This is a genomic window from Mesorhizobium sp. M0011 (assembly GCF_040324155.1).
Taxonomy (GTDB): Bacteria; Pseudomonadota; Alphaproteobacteria; order Rhizobiales; family Rhizobiaceae; genus Mesorhizobium.
Map to the genome: position 1 here is coordinate 1 of NZ_JAMYVQ010000062.1, position 15044 is coordinate 15044.

17 protein-coding genes are annotated in these 15044 nt (G+C 62.3%); 9 read left to right on the forward strand and 8 right to left on the reverse strand.

Annotated features, from left to right (window positions below; translation table 11 throughout):
* Positions 1-251: 251 nt before the first annotated feature.
* Positions 252-1172, reverse strand: a complete 921-nt coding sequence (gene ppk2, locus NKK51_RS31990) for a polyphosphate kinase 2 (protein ID WP_352556265.1) — start codon at positions 1170-1172, stop codon at positions 252-254.
* 270 nt (positions 1173-1442) lie between these two features.
* Here ppk2 and NKK51_RS31995 point away from each other — a divergent pair, with 270 nt between their 5' ends.
* Both NKK51_RS31995 and NKK51_RS32000 read left to right on the forward strand, forming a co-directional pair.
* Positions 1443-2486 (forward strand): aldo/keto reductase, encoded by a 1044-nt coding sequence (locus tag NKK51_RS31995; RefSeq protein ID WP_352556267.1) that lies wholly within the window; start codon positions 1443-1445, stop codon positions 2484-2486.
* A 176-nt stretch (positions 2487-2662) separates the two neighbouring features.
* Positions 2663-2815: a hypothetical protein gene (locus tag NKK51_RS32000; protein ID WP_013532262.1), complete on the forward strand. Its 153-nt coding sequence runs from the start codon at positions 2663-2665 to the stop codon at positions 2813-2815.
* Between the two features lie 66 nt (positions 2816-2881).
* On the opposite strand, the gene NKK51_RS32005 is transcribed toward NKK51_RS32000, so the two are convergent.
* On the reverse strand, positions 2882-3142 hold the full coding sequence (locus NKK51_RS32005; protein WP_013532263.1) for a DUF982 domain-containing protein: 261 nt from the start codon (positions 3140-3142) through the stop codon (positions 2882-2884).
* A gap of 86 nt (positions 3143-3228) precedes the next feature.
* The gene (locus tag NKK51_RS32010) at positions 3229-3894 is read right to left on the reverse strand and encodes a GntR family transcriptional regulator (protein ID WP_352556269.1); all 666 of its coding nucleotides are present in this window, start codon (positions 3892-3894) and stop codon (positions 3229-3231) included.
* A gap of 171 nt (positions 3895-4065) precedes the next feature.
* Between NKK51_RS32010 and NKK51_RS32015 the strand changes: the two genes are divergently transcribed.
* Both NKK51_RS32015 and NKK51_RS32020 read left to right on the forward strand, forming a co-directional pair.
* The gene (locus NKK51_RS32015; protein WP_352556271.1) at positions 4066-5325 is read left to right on the forward strand and encodes a multidrug efflux MFS transporter; all 1260 of its coding nucleotides are present in this window, start codon (positions 4066-4068) and stop codon (positions 5323-5325) included.
* 39 nt (positions 5326-5364) lie between these two features.
* A complete protein-coding gene (locus tag NKK51_RS32020) occupies positions 5365-5739 on the forward strand; it encodes a DUF423 domain-containing protein (protein WP_352556273.1) in 375 nt (124 codons plus the stop codon).
* A 44-nt stretch (positions 5740-5783) separates the two neighbouring features.
* Here NKK51_RS32020 and NKK51_RS32025 read toward each other — a convergent pair whose 3' ends face one another.
* Together NKK51_RS32025 and NKK51_RS32030 are read right to left on the reverse strand one after the other, a co-directional pair.
* Complete coding sequence (locus NKK51_RS32025) at positions 5784-5933, reverse strand: hypothetical protein (RefSeq protein ID WP_352556275.1); 150 nt, start codon at positions 5931-5933, stop codon at positions 5784-5786.
* A gap of 60 nt (positions 5934-5993) precedes the next feature.
* A complete protein-coding gene (locus NKK51_RS32030; RefSeq protein ID WP_352556277.1) occupies positions 5994-6137 on the reverse strand; it encodes a hypothetical protein in 144 nt (47 codons plus the stop codon).
* 154 nt (positions 6138-6291) lie between these two features.
* Between NKK51_RS32030 and NKK51_RS32035 the strand changes: the two genes are divergently transcribed.
* Positions 6292-7371, forward strand: a complete 1080-nt coding sequence (locus NKK51_RS32035) for a LacI family DNA-binding transcriptional regulator (RefSeq protein WP_352556279.1) — start codon at positions 6292-6294, stop codon at positions 7369-7371.
* Positions 7372-7373: 2 nt separating this feature from the next.
* Here NKK51_RS32035 and NKK51_RS32040 read toward each other — a convergent pair whose 3' ends face one another.
* On the reverse strand, positions 7374-8606 hold the full coding sequence (locus NKK51_RS32040) for an OpgC family protein (RefSeq protein WP_352556281.1): 1233 nt from the start codon (positions 8604-8606) through the stop codon (positions 7374-7376).
* A 200-nt stretch (positions 8607-8806) separates the two neighbouring features.
* Here NKK51_RS32040 and NKK51_RS32045 point away from each other — a divergent pair, with 200 nt between their 5' ends.
* Positions 8807-9469, forward strand: coding sequence for an alpha/beta hydrolase (locus tag NKK51_RS32045; RefSeq protein WP_352556283.1), 663 nt, complete (start codon positions 8807-8809; stop codon positions 9467-9469).
* Positions 9470-9494: 25 nt separating this feature from the next.
* Here NKK51_RS32045 and sthA read toward each other — a convergent pair whose 3' ends face one another.
* Positions 9495-10883, reverse strand: coding sequence for a Si-specific NAD(P)(+) transhydrogenase (gene sthA, locus NKK51_RS32050; RefSeq protein WP_352556285.1), 1389 nt, complete (start codon positions 10881-10883; stop codon positions 9495-9497).
* Between the two features lie 208 nt (positions 10884-11091).
* Between sthA and NKK51_RS32055 the strand changes: the two genes are divergently transcribed.
* The 3 genes from NKK51_RS32055 (at position 11092) to NKK51_RS32065 (ending at position 13493) form a co-directional block, all read left to right on the forward strand.
* Positions 11092-11562, forward strand: a complete 471-nt coding sequence (locus NKK51_RS32055) for an RDD family protein (protein WP_023810206.1) — start codon at positions 11092-11094, stop codon at positions 11560-11562.
* A 140-nt stretch (positions 11563-11702) separates the two neighbouring features.
* Positions 11703-12467: an arginyltransferase gene (locus NKK51_RS32060; RefSeq protein ID WP_023810205.1), complete on the forward strand. Its 765-nt coding sequence runs from the start codon at positions 11703-11705 to the stop codon at positions 12465-12467.
* A gap of 129 nt (positions 12468-12596) precedes the next feature.
* On the forward strand, positions 12597-13493 hold the full coding sequence (locus NKK51_RS32065) for a DMT family transporter (protein WP_352556287.1): 897 nt from the start codon (positions 12597-12599) through the stop codon (positions 13491-13493).
* Between the two features lie 10 nt (positions 13494-13503).
* On the opposite strand, the gene NKK51_RS32070 is transcribed toward NKK51_RS32065, so the two are convergent.
* A complete protein-coding gene (locus tag NKK51_RS32070; protein WP_352556289.1) occupies positions 13504-14718 on the reverse strand; it encodes an AI-2E family transporter in 1215 nt (404 codons plus the stop codon).
* Positions 14719-15044: the final 326 nt, after the last annotated feature.

Genomic DNA, 15044 nt, shown 5'->3' on the forward strand with positions numbered 1-15044 from the left:
TATCAGAGCCTGCCAGTCGATTTCGATCGAATCATTCGTGCGCATCTGGCCCAGGAATCACATGTCGATTCCACCAGTCCACACCTAAGTTAGCGCCTATGGGGCGCTGTCCCTCCAGCGCTTCAATCCATAGCGGCTTTGCCTTTGGCCTGTTTTCGACAGGCTGTGGAGAGGCTGGCGATCCTGCACGCCCCCCTCTTGCCCTGCCGGGCATCTCCCCCACAAGGAGGGAGATTGCAGCTTCGTCTATCTCAGTACTTCTCCGGCACGTAGAGCTCACGCGGCAACGTCTGGCGCTCGTATTCGGGATTGAACACACGCTCCGGCAGCGTGATCTCCTCGTGCGGGACCTCTTCATACGGCATCTGCTTGAGCAGATGGCCGATGCAGTTCAGCCGCGCGCGCTTCTTGTCGTTGCCCTCGACGATGAACCAGGGCGCTTCCGAGATGTTGGTGCGGGCGAAGGTCTCTTCCTTGGCCTTGGTGTATTGCTCCCAGCGCACGCGCGACTGCAGGTCCATCGGCGACAGTTTCCACTGCTTCATCGGATCATGGATGCGCATCAGGAAGCGCATCTGCTGTTCCTCGTCGGTGATCGAGAACCAGTATTTGACCACGGTAATGCCCGAGCGGACCAGCATGCGCTCGAACTCCGGCACGTCGTGAAAGAATTCTTCGACCTGATCGGGCTGGGCAAAACCCATCACCCGCTCGACGCCCGAGCGGTTGTACCATGAGCGGTCGAACAGCACGATCTCGCCGCCGGCCGGCAGATGCGGGACATAGCGCTGGAAATACCATTGCGACTTTTCGCGCTCGGTCGGCGCCGGCAGTGCCACGACACGGCAGATGCGCGGATTGAGCCGCTGGGTGATGCGCTTGATGACGCCGCCCTTGCCGGCCGAGTCGCGTCCCTCGAAGATCACCACCAGCTTCTTCTTGTGGTAGGCGACCCAGGACTGCAGCTTGATCAATTCGGACTGCAGGCTGATCAGGTCGCGAAAATATTGCATGCGATCGATCGAAGGCGGATGCGAATTCTTGTAGATCTTGGCGATCTCCATCGACAGCGCCGGCTCCGACATTTCGAGCTCATAGTCTTCGTCGAGCGTGTCGGCGAGTTCGGCTTCAAGCCAATCCCTGGCCGCAGAATTCTGTTTTAGCTCGGTCATTATCGGCTGCTCCACTTGCAAGCTCTGTCGATCGGCGCCCCAAACTCCCGGCTTACAGCCCGGAACGGCAACGCCTGAGCCGACTTCAATATAGGCCCGCAATGACGGTTTTATTGCAGCCTGACCTGATCGCCATCACTGCAAAAACCCGCGAGGCATGATCGATCCGCCGCCCTGGCATGGAGACATACCGCGCAAATTGTCCTACAAATAGCAGCCACATTCGGGCGCCCTTCCCAACCCCTTCTCAATGCAATCGCGAGGACCGACATGGAATACCGCACTCTCGGCCGTTCCGGCCTGAAAGTATCGACGCTGACCATGGGCACCATGACTTTCGGCGGCGCCGGCGCATTTTCGGCTGTCGGCAAGACCGACCTCGACGAGGCGCGCCGGATGATCGATCTCTGCATCGACGCCGGCATCAATGTCATCGACACTGCCAACGTCTATTCGAACGGCATTTCCGAAGAAATCATCGGCGAAGCGCTCGGCGGCAAGCGCAAGGGCGACGTGCTGATCGCCTCCAAGGCACGGATGCGGATCGGCAAAGGTCCCAACGATGAAGGCCTGTCGCGCCATCACCTGATCCGCGAATGCGAGAAGAGCCTGAAGCGGCTCAGGACAGACGTCATCGACATCTATTTCCTGCACGAGTGGGATGGTGTGACACCGCTGGAGGAAACCATCGCCGCGCTCGACACGCTGGTTGCCCAGGGCAAGATCCGCTATGTCGGCTGCTCGAACTATTCCGGCTGGCAGGTGATGAAGGCGCTCGGCGTCAGCGACAGCCATCATCAGCCGCGCTTCGTCACGCAGCAGATCCACTACACGCTGGAAGCGCGCGAAGCGGAGTACGAACTGCTGCCGATTTCCGTCGACCAGGGGTTGGGCGTTCTGGTCTGGAGCCCGCTTGCCGGCGGATTGCTGTCCGGCAAATACCGCCGCGACAGCCCCACCGCCCGCCAGCTTGCCGGCTGGTCCGAACCGCCGATCCGCGACGAGGACCGGCTGTGGCGGATCGTCGATGTGCTTGTCGAGATCGGCGCGCAGCGCGGCGTGTCGGCAGCGCAGGTGGCGCTGGCCTGGCTGCTTGGCCGGGCGGCCGTCAGTTCGCTGGTGATCGGCGGCAGGACGGAAACGCAGTTCCGGGACAACATCGCGGCGGCAAGCCTGGTGCTTTCCGGCGAGGAGCGCGAGCGCCTCGACGCGGTCAGCCGGCCGCCCTTGCTCTATCCCTACTGGCACCAGCAATTGACGGCAAAGGACCGGTTTGGCGCCGCCGATCTGGTGATTGACCGAAGCGGCATCTGATCGGCAAATCGACGGCGATAGGTATCGGCCGCCGCAATGATGAGCCTGGCCCCTTCATTGCAACGCGCATCTTGCAAGCCTGGCCATCATCGACGCACTATCGCTTCAGCTGTTGTGTTTGACGGCTAATGCTCCTAGGCAGGACCAGAGCCGCGAGGCAGTGAAAAGGAGCCGATATGGCGCGACCACCAAATTACGATCAGGAACGCAAGGAACGCGACCGCCAGAAGGCGGCCAAGAAGGCCGAGAAGCTGGCAGCCAAGGTTGCAGCGAGGGAACGTTCGAAGCCCGAAGACGAGACTGAAGCCGAAACCGAAACGGCAAAGTGACGGCAAACGGCCCGCAGATGCGGGCCGCGCCTCAATTCGGATTGCCGCCCCGGATGTCGCCTTGTGTCAGGCCGGCGCCTTGTCGCTGACGAACACGTCCACTTCGCGTGCTGCCGCGATGAAGGCGCGCCTGGCGTTCATCGCCGGCTTGTCGCCGGCGAGTGCGTCATGGCAGGCCTGCAGGGCCGCGCGATGCTTGGGGCTGCGCTTGCCGGGCCAGCTGTTGAGGAGGTAGTCGGAAGCCTCACGCGCCGTGCGCAAGAGCTGAGTGCTTCCCGCCGCGACTGACTTCACAGTCACAGGTGTTTCAAATCGGTTGTTTTCCATGGCCGCTCCTTACGCCATCGGCGTCTGCGAAGCGAGGCGAAAGTGCGCATACGTCCAGACGCCGCTTTGCGCTCCTTCATCCACTCTTAAGCAGCAACGACGGCAAAGCCTCTGGCGCGAAGACCGCGCCGATCGTTGGCGAGCGACGTCACCAGCCGGTCGCGGCTGCTGACGATGTGGACCGAGAGCAGGCGCGCGGCTTCATCGGCGTCGCCAAGGCGCGTGGCCGCCAGAATGGCGCGATGTTCAGCCCAGGCGCGGGCAAGGGCCGCTTCGTCGCGAACCTCCAGCCAGCGCGCCCGCGACAGGCGCGTCATGGCATCGCGGACCGCCCTAAACAGGAATTCGTTGCCGGACAGACGCGCCAGTTCGATGTGGAAATCCATGCCGACACGATGCCATTCCTCGCGCGGCGTGTCGTTGTCGCAGGACTCGAGCATCGCCTCGATGACATCGACGGCGCTCCGGTCCGCCAGGCTGCATGTCAGGCGAAGTGCCGCAACCTCGACTGCTTCCCTATAGACGGCGATCTGCTCGAGTTCAGCCAGATTGATGGGCGACACCGTCCAGCCGCGCCCGTCCCTACCAACCAGGCCCTCGGTCTCAAGCCGCAGCAGTGCTGCCCTGACCGGGGTTCGCGACGCGCCGAAGCGGCTCTCGATCCAGCGCTCGGTCAGCTTCTCGCCGGGACCGATCTCGAGGCCCAGGATCATTTGCCGAAGCTGTTTCTCGACGCTCTGCATCTGCGACATTTTTGCTCCCGGTTTCCGGTCGTTATGGCTTCGGACCGTTTGACGACGATCACATTTGAGGTTGCATTGACAGCGGCCAAGCTTGCGTCCATGACGTGCACCATCTTGGTATCCCAAATTGGTATCCGCAGCAACCATCGATAAAAGAGTTGCTGGGACAGGACATATGACATGCAGCAGAGCACGCCCCCGGCAACCGACAGCACCTACAACATCCACTGGCGGCGCAACCTGTTCGTGTGCTTTGCCGGCTCGTTCTCGACGCTTGTCGCCATGACGCTGCTTTTGCCGTTCCTGCCGCTCTATATTGAGCAGCTGGGTGCCGAGGGCCACGCGGCGATCGTGCAATGGTCGGGGATTGCCTATGGCGCGACGTTCTTCGCGGCGGCGCTGGTGGCGCCGCTCTGGGGACGTCTCGGCGACCGCTACGGCCGCAAGGTGATGCTGGTTCGCGCCAGCTTCGGCATGGCCGTATGCATGTCGCTGACCGGCATGGTGCAGACCGTCTGGCAACTGGTGCTGCTGCGGCTGCTGATCGGTTTTGCCGGCGGCTATTCCTCGGGATCGACCATCCTCGTCGCCATGCAGACGCCGAAGGAGCGTTCCGGCTGGGCGTTGGGCCTTCTGTCGGCCGGTATCACGGGTGGGGCTCTGGTCGGCCCGCTGGTTGGCGGCGCACTGCCGCCGCTGATCGGCATCCGCGCCACCTTTCTCCTCTCCGGCGGCGTCATCTTCCTGGCGTTCCTGGCGACCACGTTTCTGATCAAAGAGAATCCCCGGCCGAAACCGGCGGGCGCCGCCTCGAAGGAGAAGCCTAAAGGCGGCTGGGCACAAATTCCCGACAAACGGCCTGTCGTCGCCATGCTGGCAACCGGCATGCTGTTAAGCTTCGCCACCATGTCGATCGAGCCGATCATCACGGTCTATGTGCAGCAGCTCATTGAAGACCAGAGCCGCGTCACGCTGATATCAGGCGTCGTCATGTCGGCGGCCGCGCTGGGCGCCATCCTGTCGGCCTCGCGCCTCGGCAAGCTCGCCGACCGCGTCGGCCACTGGAACGTCATCATCGGCGCACTTGCCGTCTCGGCGCTGCTGCTGATCCCGCAGGCCTTCGTCACACAGAGCTGGCAACTCATCGGCCTGCGTTTCCTGATGGGCCTGGGGCTGGGCGGGCTGTTGCCCTGCATCACCAGCGTGATCCGCCACAATGTTCCCGATGGGGTCGGCGGCAATGTGCTCGGGTTGTCGATTTCCGCCCAGTATGTCGGGCAGGTCGCCGGCCCCCTGCTGGGCGGCTTTGCCGGTGGTCATTTCGGCATGCGCTCGGTGTTTCTGGGCACATCCGTCTTGATGGCGGGGGGCGCGGTGTATAACTGGCTCGCACAGTCGCGCCGCGAGCAGGACATGCTCGCCAAAGCCGGCAAGTCCTGACGGGATTGGGCATCCCCCTGATATCACGGAGCCATGGACATGAGCACGGCCGAACGACCTTCCGACAGCAGCGGCCGTATCCTCGCCCTGGCCGGCGGCCTGTGCGGCGCCGCCGGCGTGGCACTGTCGGCCGCGGCAGCGCATCTGGGCGGCGCCTTCGTCGGCACCGCCGCATCCTTCCTGCTGATGCATGCGCCGGTCTTCCTCGCTGCCGGATTGCTTGGCGCGAACCGGATGCTGCGCATCGGCAGCCTGATCCTGCTGGTCGGGCTCCTGCTGTTCTGTGGCGATCTGCTTGCCCGCGATTTCATCGGGTCGCGACTGTTCCCGCTGTCGGCGCCGATCGGCGGCACGCTACTCATTGCCGGCTGGCTGGCGATCGCTGCCTCGGCGCTGGTGCGCGTGCGTCCCTGACGCCTCGGCGCGCCCGCCGGCATCAAACGTCAAAGCGTGGCTTGCTAGTCTTGCCGACGTTCGGGCTTGATGAGCAATTCGCGATTGCGTCGCCGCAGCTTGGCCAACCAGCGCTCTTGCGGCCTTTTGGAAGCCGGCGCGATGCCCCAATAGTTGCGGGAGATGTCTTCGAACAGATAGCTGACGGGATGCATGATGTGCTTCCTTTAGATTCTTGAATCGATCCAATCGACAGGCGCGAAAACCGACCCCGCTCAGCTCCGCTTGCGCTCCACAAGGAACCGCAACTCGCGAACCCATGGGCTCGCTTTGCCGCAGCGCTTTTGCGTCGTGGTTTTCGACGAGATGCTCCAGTCGTTGCGGTAAATGTCTTCGAACAGAAAATTGACGGGATGCATGGCACAACTCCCCTGAATATCTTGAATCGATCCAATTCAAGAATCATCGCTCACTTGGATCGATTCAAATATACGCCTTGGCGAGGCTTTGATCAAGTCAAAATTTGAACCGATCCAACGAAAGTGTTAGATGGGAAGAATTCAGGAGACGAAGATGGCACCACTTATCTCTGCAAAGACAAGACCGGTCCGGTTGGCGGACATCGCCAAGGCAGCCGGCGTATCGCACGGCACCGCGTCCAACGTGTTCGCCCGTCCGGAGATCGTGCGCGAGGAGGTCCGCGAGCGGGTCAAGGCGGCAGCCGAGGCCATGGGATATGGCGGCCCCGATCCCAAGGGCCGGCTGCTGCGCGCCGGCAAGGTCAATGCCATCGGTGTCGCGACCGCGGAACCCCTCTCCTATTTCTTCGACGACCCCTTTGCCCGGGTGATGATGGCCAGCATCTCGCAGGCTTGCGACGCGACCGGTGCGGGGATTTCGCTGGTCTCCGCAGCCAACAACGAACAGCTTGCCTGGAACATACAGAGTGCGCTGGTCGACGGTTTCATCGTCTTTTGCGTCGATGGCGGTTCAAGGCTGGTCGAACTGGCGCGTGAACGCAAACTCCCCTTTGTCGCGCTCGATCTCGATTCGGACGACGACGACGCCGTTGCAGCGATCGGCGTCGACAACATCGCCGGGGCTGGCCTGGCGGCCCGCCACCTGACCGAACTCGGACATCGCCGCTTTGCCGTGCTTGCCCTGCCCGTCGCGGACTCCGGCTTCGGCCCCACCACAAGGGAGCAGATGGAGAAGGCCCTCTATTCCGGGACGCGCGACCGTCTGCGTGGCTATTTCGCGGAACTCTCACGCGTCGACATCGACGTCGAGCGTGTGCCGATCTACGAAACCGTCAATGACGAGGAAAGCGTGTGGGCCGGCCTCGATCATATTTTCGCCGGCGCCGAGACCCCGACCGCCATCCTGGCTATGTCAGACAGGATGGCCTTGCATGCATTGGACTGGCTGCGGCAGCGTGGCATCACGGTACCGGGCGACGTTTCGATCGTCGGCTTCGACGGTGTTCCGGAAGGAGCGGTTTCCAGTCCGCCGCTGACCACGATCGTCCAGCCGATCGCCGAGATGGGCCGCCTTGCCGTCAAGGCGATCCTTGAAAATGACGGCTCGTTCAGCCGGCAATCGCTGCCGGTCGAACTGGTGGTGCGAGCCTCATCCGGCCCCTCGCCCGCCTGAGCTCAACGGCCCATTCTTGTCGCCATGGTCGGCATAGCGAAGGATGCAGCATGGACGGGCGGTGCGGCGTGAGCCGGCCTGCTTTTGGCGGACCAGCCAAGGCCCGAAAGCCATTCGAGATAGTAGGCAAGCGCGAACTGCATGACGATGCCGGCCGATATCAACAGGCTGTCATAGGCAAATCCGCCCGGATTGATCAGCTTCAGCACCTGCGCCGCCATCGCGAGCACCGTGCCGGCAATGAAAACCGGCAGCGATCGTTTGCCCAATATGGCAAGCGGATGATCGCGTCCGGTGCGAAACAGGTTCGAGACCGGCGGGAATGCCACGATCAGGTAGCTCACCGCCAATATATGCAGCAGCCTCGGCAGCGACAGAAACGTCTTGTCGAAGCCGGTCAGCACCGGAGGCAGGCCAAACCAGGAGATATGCCCCCAAAGCGGGCTGTGCACCCAGACCAGCGCGGTTGCGGTGTAGGCCAAGGCAGCGCCAACCAGCCAGCGATTGACCGGGATGATGCCGCCGCGACGCACATGCAGCGTGCCTGCCAGGCCGATGTTGAAAAGGAACTGCCACGACAACGGGTTGAGAAACCAGAAGCCGGGCTCGGGATAGTTGGGCGGAGCAATTTGATAAACACCCGCGACCAGCCACAGGGCGCCGGAGGCGACCAGTGCGAAGACCGGCCGATAGCTGACAATGAACAGGAACACCGGCGTCAGCAAGAGCAGCACCGCATAGACGGGCAGTATGTTGTTGTAGCCGAGTTGGTGGCCGAGCGTCACGATGCCGATCAGCACCTGCGGCGTATTCTTGATCAACGGCTCGATGTTGATCATCGTCAGAAGCTCCGGCCGCCTGACGAACACTGCCGCCGCGCAGAAGATGGCCATCACCACCATGGTGGTGACGATGTGGGCGGCATAGAGGACACCGGCGCGGCGCCACATCTTCAACGTTGCCAGCAGCCGGTTTCCAGGTTGGAATTTCCTGCCATAGGCAAGTGCGACCGAGATGCCGGAGATCAGTACGAAGACTTCCGCCGCATCGGAAAAGCCGAAATTCTTGTAGGTCAGATACTCCAAGGCGGTACCCGGCACATGGTCGACATAGATGGTCAGCAGAGCAAGAGCACGGAGCACGTCTATGCGCGTGTCACGCTCAATGCGATCCAAGACACGCGCCTCGCGGTCTGGGACACGCGAATCGCGATCCGGGGAAATCTGGGTGGTCATCGACAAAAAGGCCTCAAAGCTGGTTGTTCATACCGGCAATGCGACCCCCGGCGCACCGCTTCGATTCCCCCGAAGGAATGTTATCGGCGGAGAAACGGACTGTAATGCGCCCGGTTCAATCAACTTTCGCGGAGCTTGAAAATATTGCGTTTTGAAGCCGGCAAATTGAGCGAATCCTCATATAATCAAGAGGATGCGCGATGATCGAAGAGACCTCACAAGATGGTGCGCTGCGGCGTGATCTCGCCTTCAGCTACCGGCTTTACAGCCCGGCGAATTCAACCGGCGAATGTCTCTTCCTGCTGCATGGATCGGGTGTCGACGAGACGACATTGGTGCCGCTGGCACGAGAGATCGCACCGCGGGCCAAGCTGATCGCGGTGCGTGGCCGCATTGTCCAGGAGGATGGTTTCCGCTGGTTCGGGCGCATCACGCCGACGCGCTTCGAACAGCACAGCATCCGCACCGAAACCGATGCCTTTGCGGGCTTCGTCGCCGACGCGGCCACACGCCACCATCTCGATCTCTCACGCGCGACGTTCCTCGGCTATTCGAATGGCGCCAATCTGGTTTCGAGCCTGATGCTGCTGCATCCGGGCCTTGTCGAACGCGCTGCATTGCTGCGGCCGATGCCGGTGCTCGATCATATGCCGGCGACGGATTTGTCAAAGGTGCGCGTGCTGATGATCGCCGGCGCCGCGGATCTCACCTATTCGCCCTTCGCCCCTGCTCTGGTGACATTGCTCAGCCAGCATGGCGCCGAGATCGACGCCCGGATTGTCCCATCAGGTCATGAATTCGGCAGCGCCGACGCAGCAATCCTCAGGCAATGGCTGTCGGGATCGGCAGCGCAGGCAGGTTGACGGACTCACCAGCATGACCAGCCGCCTACCCTCGTCCCATCCTGTTCCAGGCATCCAGTCCGGCGATCTTGTAGGCTTCGGCGAGCGTCGGATAGTTGAAGGTGTTGTTGACGAAGAAGTCGACGGTGCCGCCGAGATTGATCACCGCCTGGCCGATGTGGATGAGCTCGGTGGCGCCCTCGCCGATGATGTGCGCGCCGAGCAGACGGCGCGTTTCGATCGAGAACAAGAGTTTCAGGAAGCCGGTGTTAACGCCCATGATGTGGCCGCGTGAAGTTTCGCGAAAACGCGCCACGCCGACCTCATAGGCCGCACCGCTTTCACGCACCTGTTCCTCGGACTGGCCGACCGTCGAGATTTCCGGCACCGCATAGATGCCATAGGGGAATGTTTCCGGTGGCGGCGGCAAAGGCACACCGAAGGCATGGCAGGCGGCCACCCTGCCCTGCTCCATCGAAGTCGAGGCCAGGCTCGGAAAGCCGATGACGTCGCCGGCGGCATAGATGTTGGGCACGTTGGTCTGGAAGGATTGCGGATCGACCTTGATGCGCCCTCTGGAGTCGGCATCGATGCCGACGACATCCAGGCCCAGGCTGCCGACATTGCCGGTGCGGCCGGCGGCGTAGAGCACGACCTCGGAACGGATGGTGCGGCCATCGGCCAGTTCGACTTCGGCGGCGTCCGGCTTGGAGCGGATTTCCTTCACCGCGCTGCCCAGCCGGATGGTCATGCCGCGATCGCGCATCTGGTGAATGAAATCGTCGACGATCTCGCGGTCGACGAAATCGAGGATGGAGTTGCGCGGCTCGACCAAGGTTACCGGCACGTCGAGCGCGGAAAAGATCGTCGCATATTCGACACCGATGACGCCGGCGCCGATCACGGTCAGCGTGCGCGGCAAGCGATCAAGCTCCAGCATCTCGTCACTGTCGAAGATTCGGGTCTTGTCGAAAGGCACATCGCGCGGCCGGTGCGGCCTGGTGCCGACCGCGATCAGCGCATTGGCAAAACCGACCTCGCTGTAATCGCCGGTGTCGGTGGTCAGGCTGACCTTGTTGGGGCCAAGGAATTTCACCGCAGCCCGGGCGCTCTTGACCGTGTTGCGCATGAACTGGTGCTGCAGCACCTCGACCTCATGGTCGAGCGTCTTGTGCAGGCGCTCGACCAGATCGCCGACCGAGATATCCTGCTTGACCCGGTAGCCGCGCCCGTAGAAGCCGCGCTCACGCCAACCCGAAAGGTTGAGCACCGTTTCGCGCAGCGTTTTCGACGGGATGGTGCCGGTATGCACCGAGACACCGCCCAGACGCCGGCCGCGATCGACCACCAGCACCGACTTGCCGAGCTTGGCCGACTGCACCGCGGCGCGGCGACCGGAAGGGCCGCTGCCGATGACCAGCATGTCGTAGTCCATATTGCCCCGTCCCCTGCCATGTGCGCTTTTGCTGCCCCGCAGCAAGCTAATGCTATCCGCGCCGCAAATTCAACCGGTTCAGATTGCACCCGACGCCATCGAAGCCAGTGCACCGCAAGAAGCCCGATCTTGATTACGCCACGGGCCTTCACCATTTCATGGCTGAGCGGTCCGCACCCTATGTCGGACCTTGTTACGAGGAAATGACATGAACGCGCGCGTTCTCGACGGCGAAATCATCACCAGCAGACTCGACGATGTCAGGGCCTATGACGGCGTGCGCACGAAGCGCATTCTGGCTTTCGTGATCGACTATGTCATCGTCGCGCTGCTTACCATTCCGTTTGCCATTCTGGTGTTCTTCCTCGGGCTTTTGACCCTCGGGCTTGGCTGGATGCTGTTCGGCATCCTGGTACCGGCCGTCGCCATCCTCTACATCTGGAACACGCTGGGCAGCACCGACCAGGCCACCACGGGCATGAAGATGATGGGCATCCGCCTCGACCGGCTCGACGGCAGGCCGATCGACGGCCTCACCGCGGTCGTCCATTCGGTGCTGTTCTGGGCCGGCAACGTCATCCTGTCGCCGCTTGTCCTGCTGGTAACGCTGTTTTCCGACCGCAAGCGCACCTTGCACGATCTTTTGCTTGGCACGGTCGTCAGCCGCACCGACCGCTGAAACGGCCCTCTGAAGAGCAGACGCAACCGATTGAGCACAAATGTGAAGGCGTCGAGTCGACCACGCCCACATAATCCTGTTGAATTTTTCGCCGTCCGCGCCAAAGGTAGAGCGATTCGAAGGAGTGTTTCCAAGGCTCGATGACGCAGCATCCGACCCAGTCGCCGCAGTTCTTCCTGACCGCGCCATCGCCGTGCCCCTATCTCGACGGCCAGTTCGAGCGCAAGGTGTTCACGCACCTGGTTGGCGACAAGGCGGCGGAGATGAACGACCTCTTGACGCAAGGCGGCTTCCGGCGCTCGCAGAATATCGCTTACAGGCCGGCCTGCGAGACCTGCCGCGCCTGTGTTTCGGTACGCATCCTCGCCCAGGAATTCGTCGCCAGCCGCAACATGAAGCGCGTGCTGCAGCACAATTCCGACCTCGTCGGCCACATGCATAATGCCGAGCCTTCGACCGAACAATATTCCCTGTTCCGCAGCTATCTCGACGCCCGCCACCGCCGTGGCGGCATGTCCGACATGACGGTGCTCGACTATGCGATGATGGTCGAGGATACCCATGTCGACACCAAGGTGATCGAGTATCGGCGGCGTGGACCCGATACGTTCATCACCGGCAAGGGACAGGGCGAGCTGATCGCGGTGGCGCTCACCGACAAGATGGCCGACGGCCTGTCGATGGTCTATTCCTACTTCAATCCCGATTTCGAGGAACGGTCGCTCGGCACGTTCATGATCCTCGACCACATCGCCCGCGCCAGGGCGATGGGCCTGCCCCATGTCTATCTCGGCTACTGGGTCAACGGCTCGCGCAAGATGAATTATAAGATGCGCTTCATGCCGCAGGAGCATCTCGGCCCGAAGGGCTGGGAGCGCTACACCAACGAAGCGGTCGCGCGCTGATTAGTCTTTCCCAAGTCCGGGCTTAAACATTTTCAATCGAGACGATGCTGGTCTTTCCGCTGGTTGGCGGAGAGCGTGCGATTGCGCCGGTCCGCCATCCTCTCCCAAATTCATTGTGAAAGTCGCTGCATGTCGTCTCACGATACTCACACCAAAGGACTTCTGCTCACCGCATTTGGCGGGCTGACGCTGACCGTGGATATCCCGCTGATCCGGCTCGCCCATGGCGAGGCGTGGACAATCTTGCTGCTGCGCACCGGCTGCACCTTGGCCGCGGCACTGATCATGTGGACCATCTGGCGCTCATTCAGCAAGAATGCGCCGCAGCTGATACCTGGCTGGTCGGGCCTGATCGTTGCCGCGATCTATGGGCTCGGCGCGATTGCGTTCATCACAGGCGTCTACAACACCTCGACCGCCAACCTGGTGTTCATCCTGGCCTTCACAACCATGTTCGCCGCGCTGCTTTCATGGGTGTTCCTGAAGGAGCGGCCGCGGCCGCTGACCCTTGCGGCATTGGCCATGATGATTGTCGGCGTCGTCATCATCGTCGGCGATTCCGTCGGCACCGGACATCTGTTCGGCGACCTGATGGCATTGTGTTCGGCCTTCCTGATCGCCTGCGCCATCACCATCTCGCGCGCCAGCGGCAAGGATATGGGCTTTACCTCACTGATCGGCGTCGTCCTGCCTTTAGGGCTGGCGGCGTTCATGGTCTCCAAGACCGGCTTTCAGGTGGAGGCGCCATGGTGGATCATCCTCAACGGCGCCGTCATCATGCCGATAGCGTTCTTCTGCCTTGCCACCGGGCCGAAATACATTTCGGGACCGGAAGTGGCGATGTTCTACCTGCTCGAAACCGTGCTGGCGCCGGTCTGGGTGTGGATGATCTTCGACGAAACGCCGACGCGCAACAGCCTGGTCGGCGGCGGGATCCTGATCGTGACGTTGATCGCCCATTCGCTGTGGCAGCTTCACGAAGGACGCAAGCGGCGTGGCGACGTTGCGGTGCAACATCCGGTCTGAGGTGTTGAGATCAGGCGCTGGCCTTCTTCGCCACGTCAGGTTCCGGCAGGACCTCGATTTGCGGACCGGCTTCGATTTCGGCTGCCGAGCCCGGGATGATGTCGTCGGCCAGTTCGACCTCGCGCAGCCATTCGCGCCAGATCGCGACCAGAAGCGCCATCAGCACCGGACCGATGAACAGGCCGAGAAACCCCATGGTCTTGACGCCGCCGATCAGGCCGAAAAAAGTCGGCAGGAAGGGCAGTTTTATCGGCCCGCCGACGAGCTTCGGGCGCAATGTCTTGTCGACGATGAACAGCTCGACCGCGCCCCAGATGAACAGCGCCAGCCCGGCCATCGGCGACCCGCTGGCGGCGAGGTAGATCGAGACCAGCGTGAAGGACAGCGGTGCACCGCCGGGGATCAGCGCCATGACGCCGGTCAGGGCGCCGAGTGTTACCGGTGACGGCACGCCGGCCAGCCAGTAGGCAATGCCCAGCACCAGGCCTTCGCCGATGGCGATGACCGTCATGCCGGTCACCGTCGACGAGATCGTTGCCGGCACGACGCGCGAGATCCGCTCCCATCTGGTCGGCAGGATGCGCTCGCCGAGACGGTCGACCTGGCCGGCAAAATGCTCGCCGTCGCGATAGGCGAAGAACAGCGCGATCATCATGAACAAAAGCGTCAACAGCAGGCCGAAAGCGCTGCCGCCGGCCGCCAGCACACCGCGATAGATGCTGCCGATATTGGCGCCGCTGACCAGCTGGATCAGTTCACCAATGCCGCCCGGATGGCCGAAATTGGTCGTCCACTGCTGGTTCAGCCACTCGCCCACGACAGGCAGCGTGGCGATCCAGTGCGGTGTCACCGCGCCATGACGGTTGGTCTCGATCGCCCAGGCGACCCATTCGCGGACCTCGTTGATCGCATAGGTGCCGGCGAGCGCGATCGGGATCACCAGGAAGGCGAGGATGAAGAGGATGGCTAAGGTCGCGGCGATGGTGCGGTTGCCACTGACCGCGACAAGCAGGCGGCGGTAGAGCGGCCAGCTGGCGAAAGCGATGACGAGCGCCGCCAGCACCGGAAACAGGAAGCCGTGGAAGAAATAAACGCCGGCGGCGACGATCAGCACCAGCAGCCAGCGCGCCGCCGACAGCGGCGGGATGACGGCGGACCTGAGCGGCGTCGACAGGCCGAACAGGCGTTGCTGCCGTTCCGGTTTCTGGATTCTGGATTCCTTCAAACGCCTGCCTCTCTCAAACACCCTTCCCGCTTATGCACTGATATAGTGCAGCAATCGTGACGATAGTCCAAATGGTGATGGAGTTGCGCGCGCATTGGCGTCGCCGCGGGCCAGCACCCCCCTCTGTCCTGCCGGACATCTCCCCCGCAAGGAGGGAGATTGGCTGTCATGTCGGCTTTCGCAAATCGCCAACATTGGAAAGCGGGCAGAAAGGGCGAAGCTTCCGATCTCCCCCCTGTTTGGACCGGAGACATCGCGAACAGGTGTGCGAGGACATCGCGAACAGTTTGGCGTGCTTTGCGCCGGGAGGTTCGCGATGCCATTTG

Excerpts from the sequence above, each read along its gene's own strand:
- ppk2 (WP_352556265.1), bottom strand. The coding sequence starts at position 1,172 with ATGACCGAGCTAAAACAGAATTCTGCGGCCAGGGATTGGCTTGAAGCC.
- NKK51_RS31995 (WP_352556267.1), top strand. The coding sequence starts at position 1,443 with ATGGAATACCGCACTCTCGGCCGTTCCGGCCTGAAAGTATCGACGCTG.
- NKK51_RS32000 (WP_013532262.1), top strand. The coding sequence starts at position 2,663 with ATGGCGCGACCACCAAATTACGATCAGGAACGCAAGGAACGCGACCGC.
- NKK51_RS32005 (WP_013532263.1), bottom strand. The coding sequence starts at position 3,142 with ATGGAAAACAACCGATTTGAAACACCTGTGACTGTGAAGTCAGTCGCG.
- NKK51_RS32010 (WP_352556269.1), bottom strand. The coding sequence starts at position 3,894 with ATGTCGCAGATGCAGAGCGTCGAGAAACAGCTTCGGCAAATGATCCTG.
- NKK51_RS32015 (WP_352556271.1), top strand. The coding sequence starts at position 4,066 with ATGCAGCAGAGCACGCCCCCGGCAACCGACAGCACCTACAACATCCAC.
- NKK51_RS32020 (WP_352556273.1), top strand. The coding sequence starts at position 5,365 with ATGAGCACGGCCGAACGACCTTCCGACAGCAGCGGCCGTATCCTCGCC.
- NKK51_RS32025 (WP_352556275.1), bottom strand. The coding sequence starts at position 5,933 with ATGCATCCCGTCAGCTATCTGTTCGAAGACATCTCCCGCAACTATTGG.
- NKK51_RS32030 (WP_352556277.1), bottom strand. The coding sequence starts at position 6,137 with ATGCATCCCGTCAATTTTCTGTTCGAAGACATTTACCGCAACGACTGG.
- NKK51_RS32035 (WP_352556279.1), top strand. The coding sequence starts at position 6,292 with ATGGCACCACTTATCTCTGCAAAGACAAGACCGGTCCGGTTGGCGGAC.
- NKK51_RS32040 (WP_352556281.1), bottom strand. The coding sequence starts at position 8,606 with ATGACCACCCAGATTTCCCCGGATCGCGATTCGCGTGTCCCAGACCGC.
- NKK51_RS32045 (WP_352556283.1), top strand. The coding sequence starts at position 8,807 with ATGATCGAAGAGACCTCACAAGATGGTGCGCTGCGGCGTGATCTCGCC.
- sthA (WP_352556285.1), bottom strand. The coding sequence starts at position 10,883 with ATGGACTACGACATGCTGGTCATCGGCAGCGGCCCTTCCGGTCGCCGC.
- NKK51_RS32055 (WP_023810206.1), top strand. The coding sequence starts at position 11,092 with ATGAACGCGCGCGTTCTCGACGGCGAAATCATCACCAGCAGACTCGAC.
- NKK51_RS32060 (WP_023810205.1), top strand. The coding sequence starts at position 11,703 with ATGACGCAGCATCCGACCCAGTCGCCGCAGTTCTTCCTGACCGCGCCA.
- NKK51_RS32065 (WP_352556287.1), top strand. The coding sequence starts at position 12,597 with ATGTCGTCTCACGATACTCACACCAAAGGACTTCTGCTCACCGCATTT.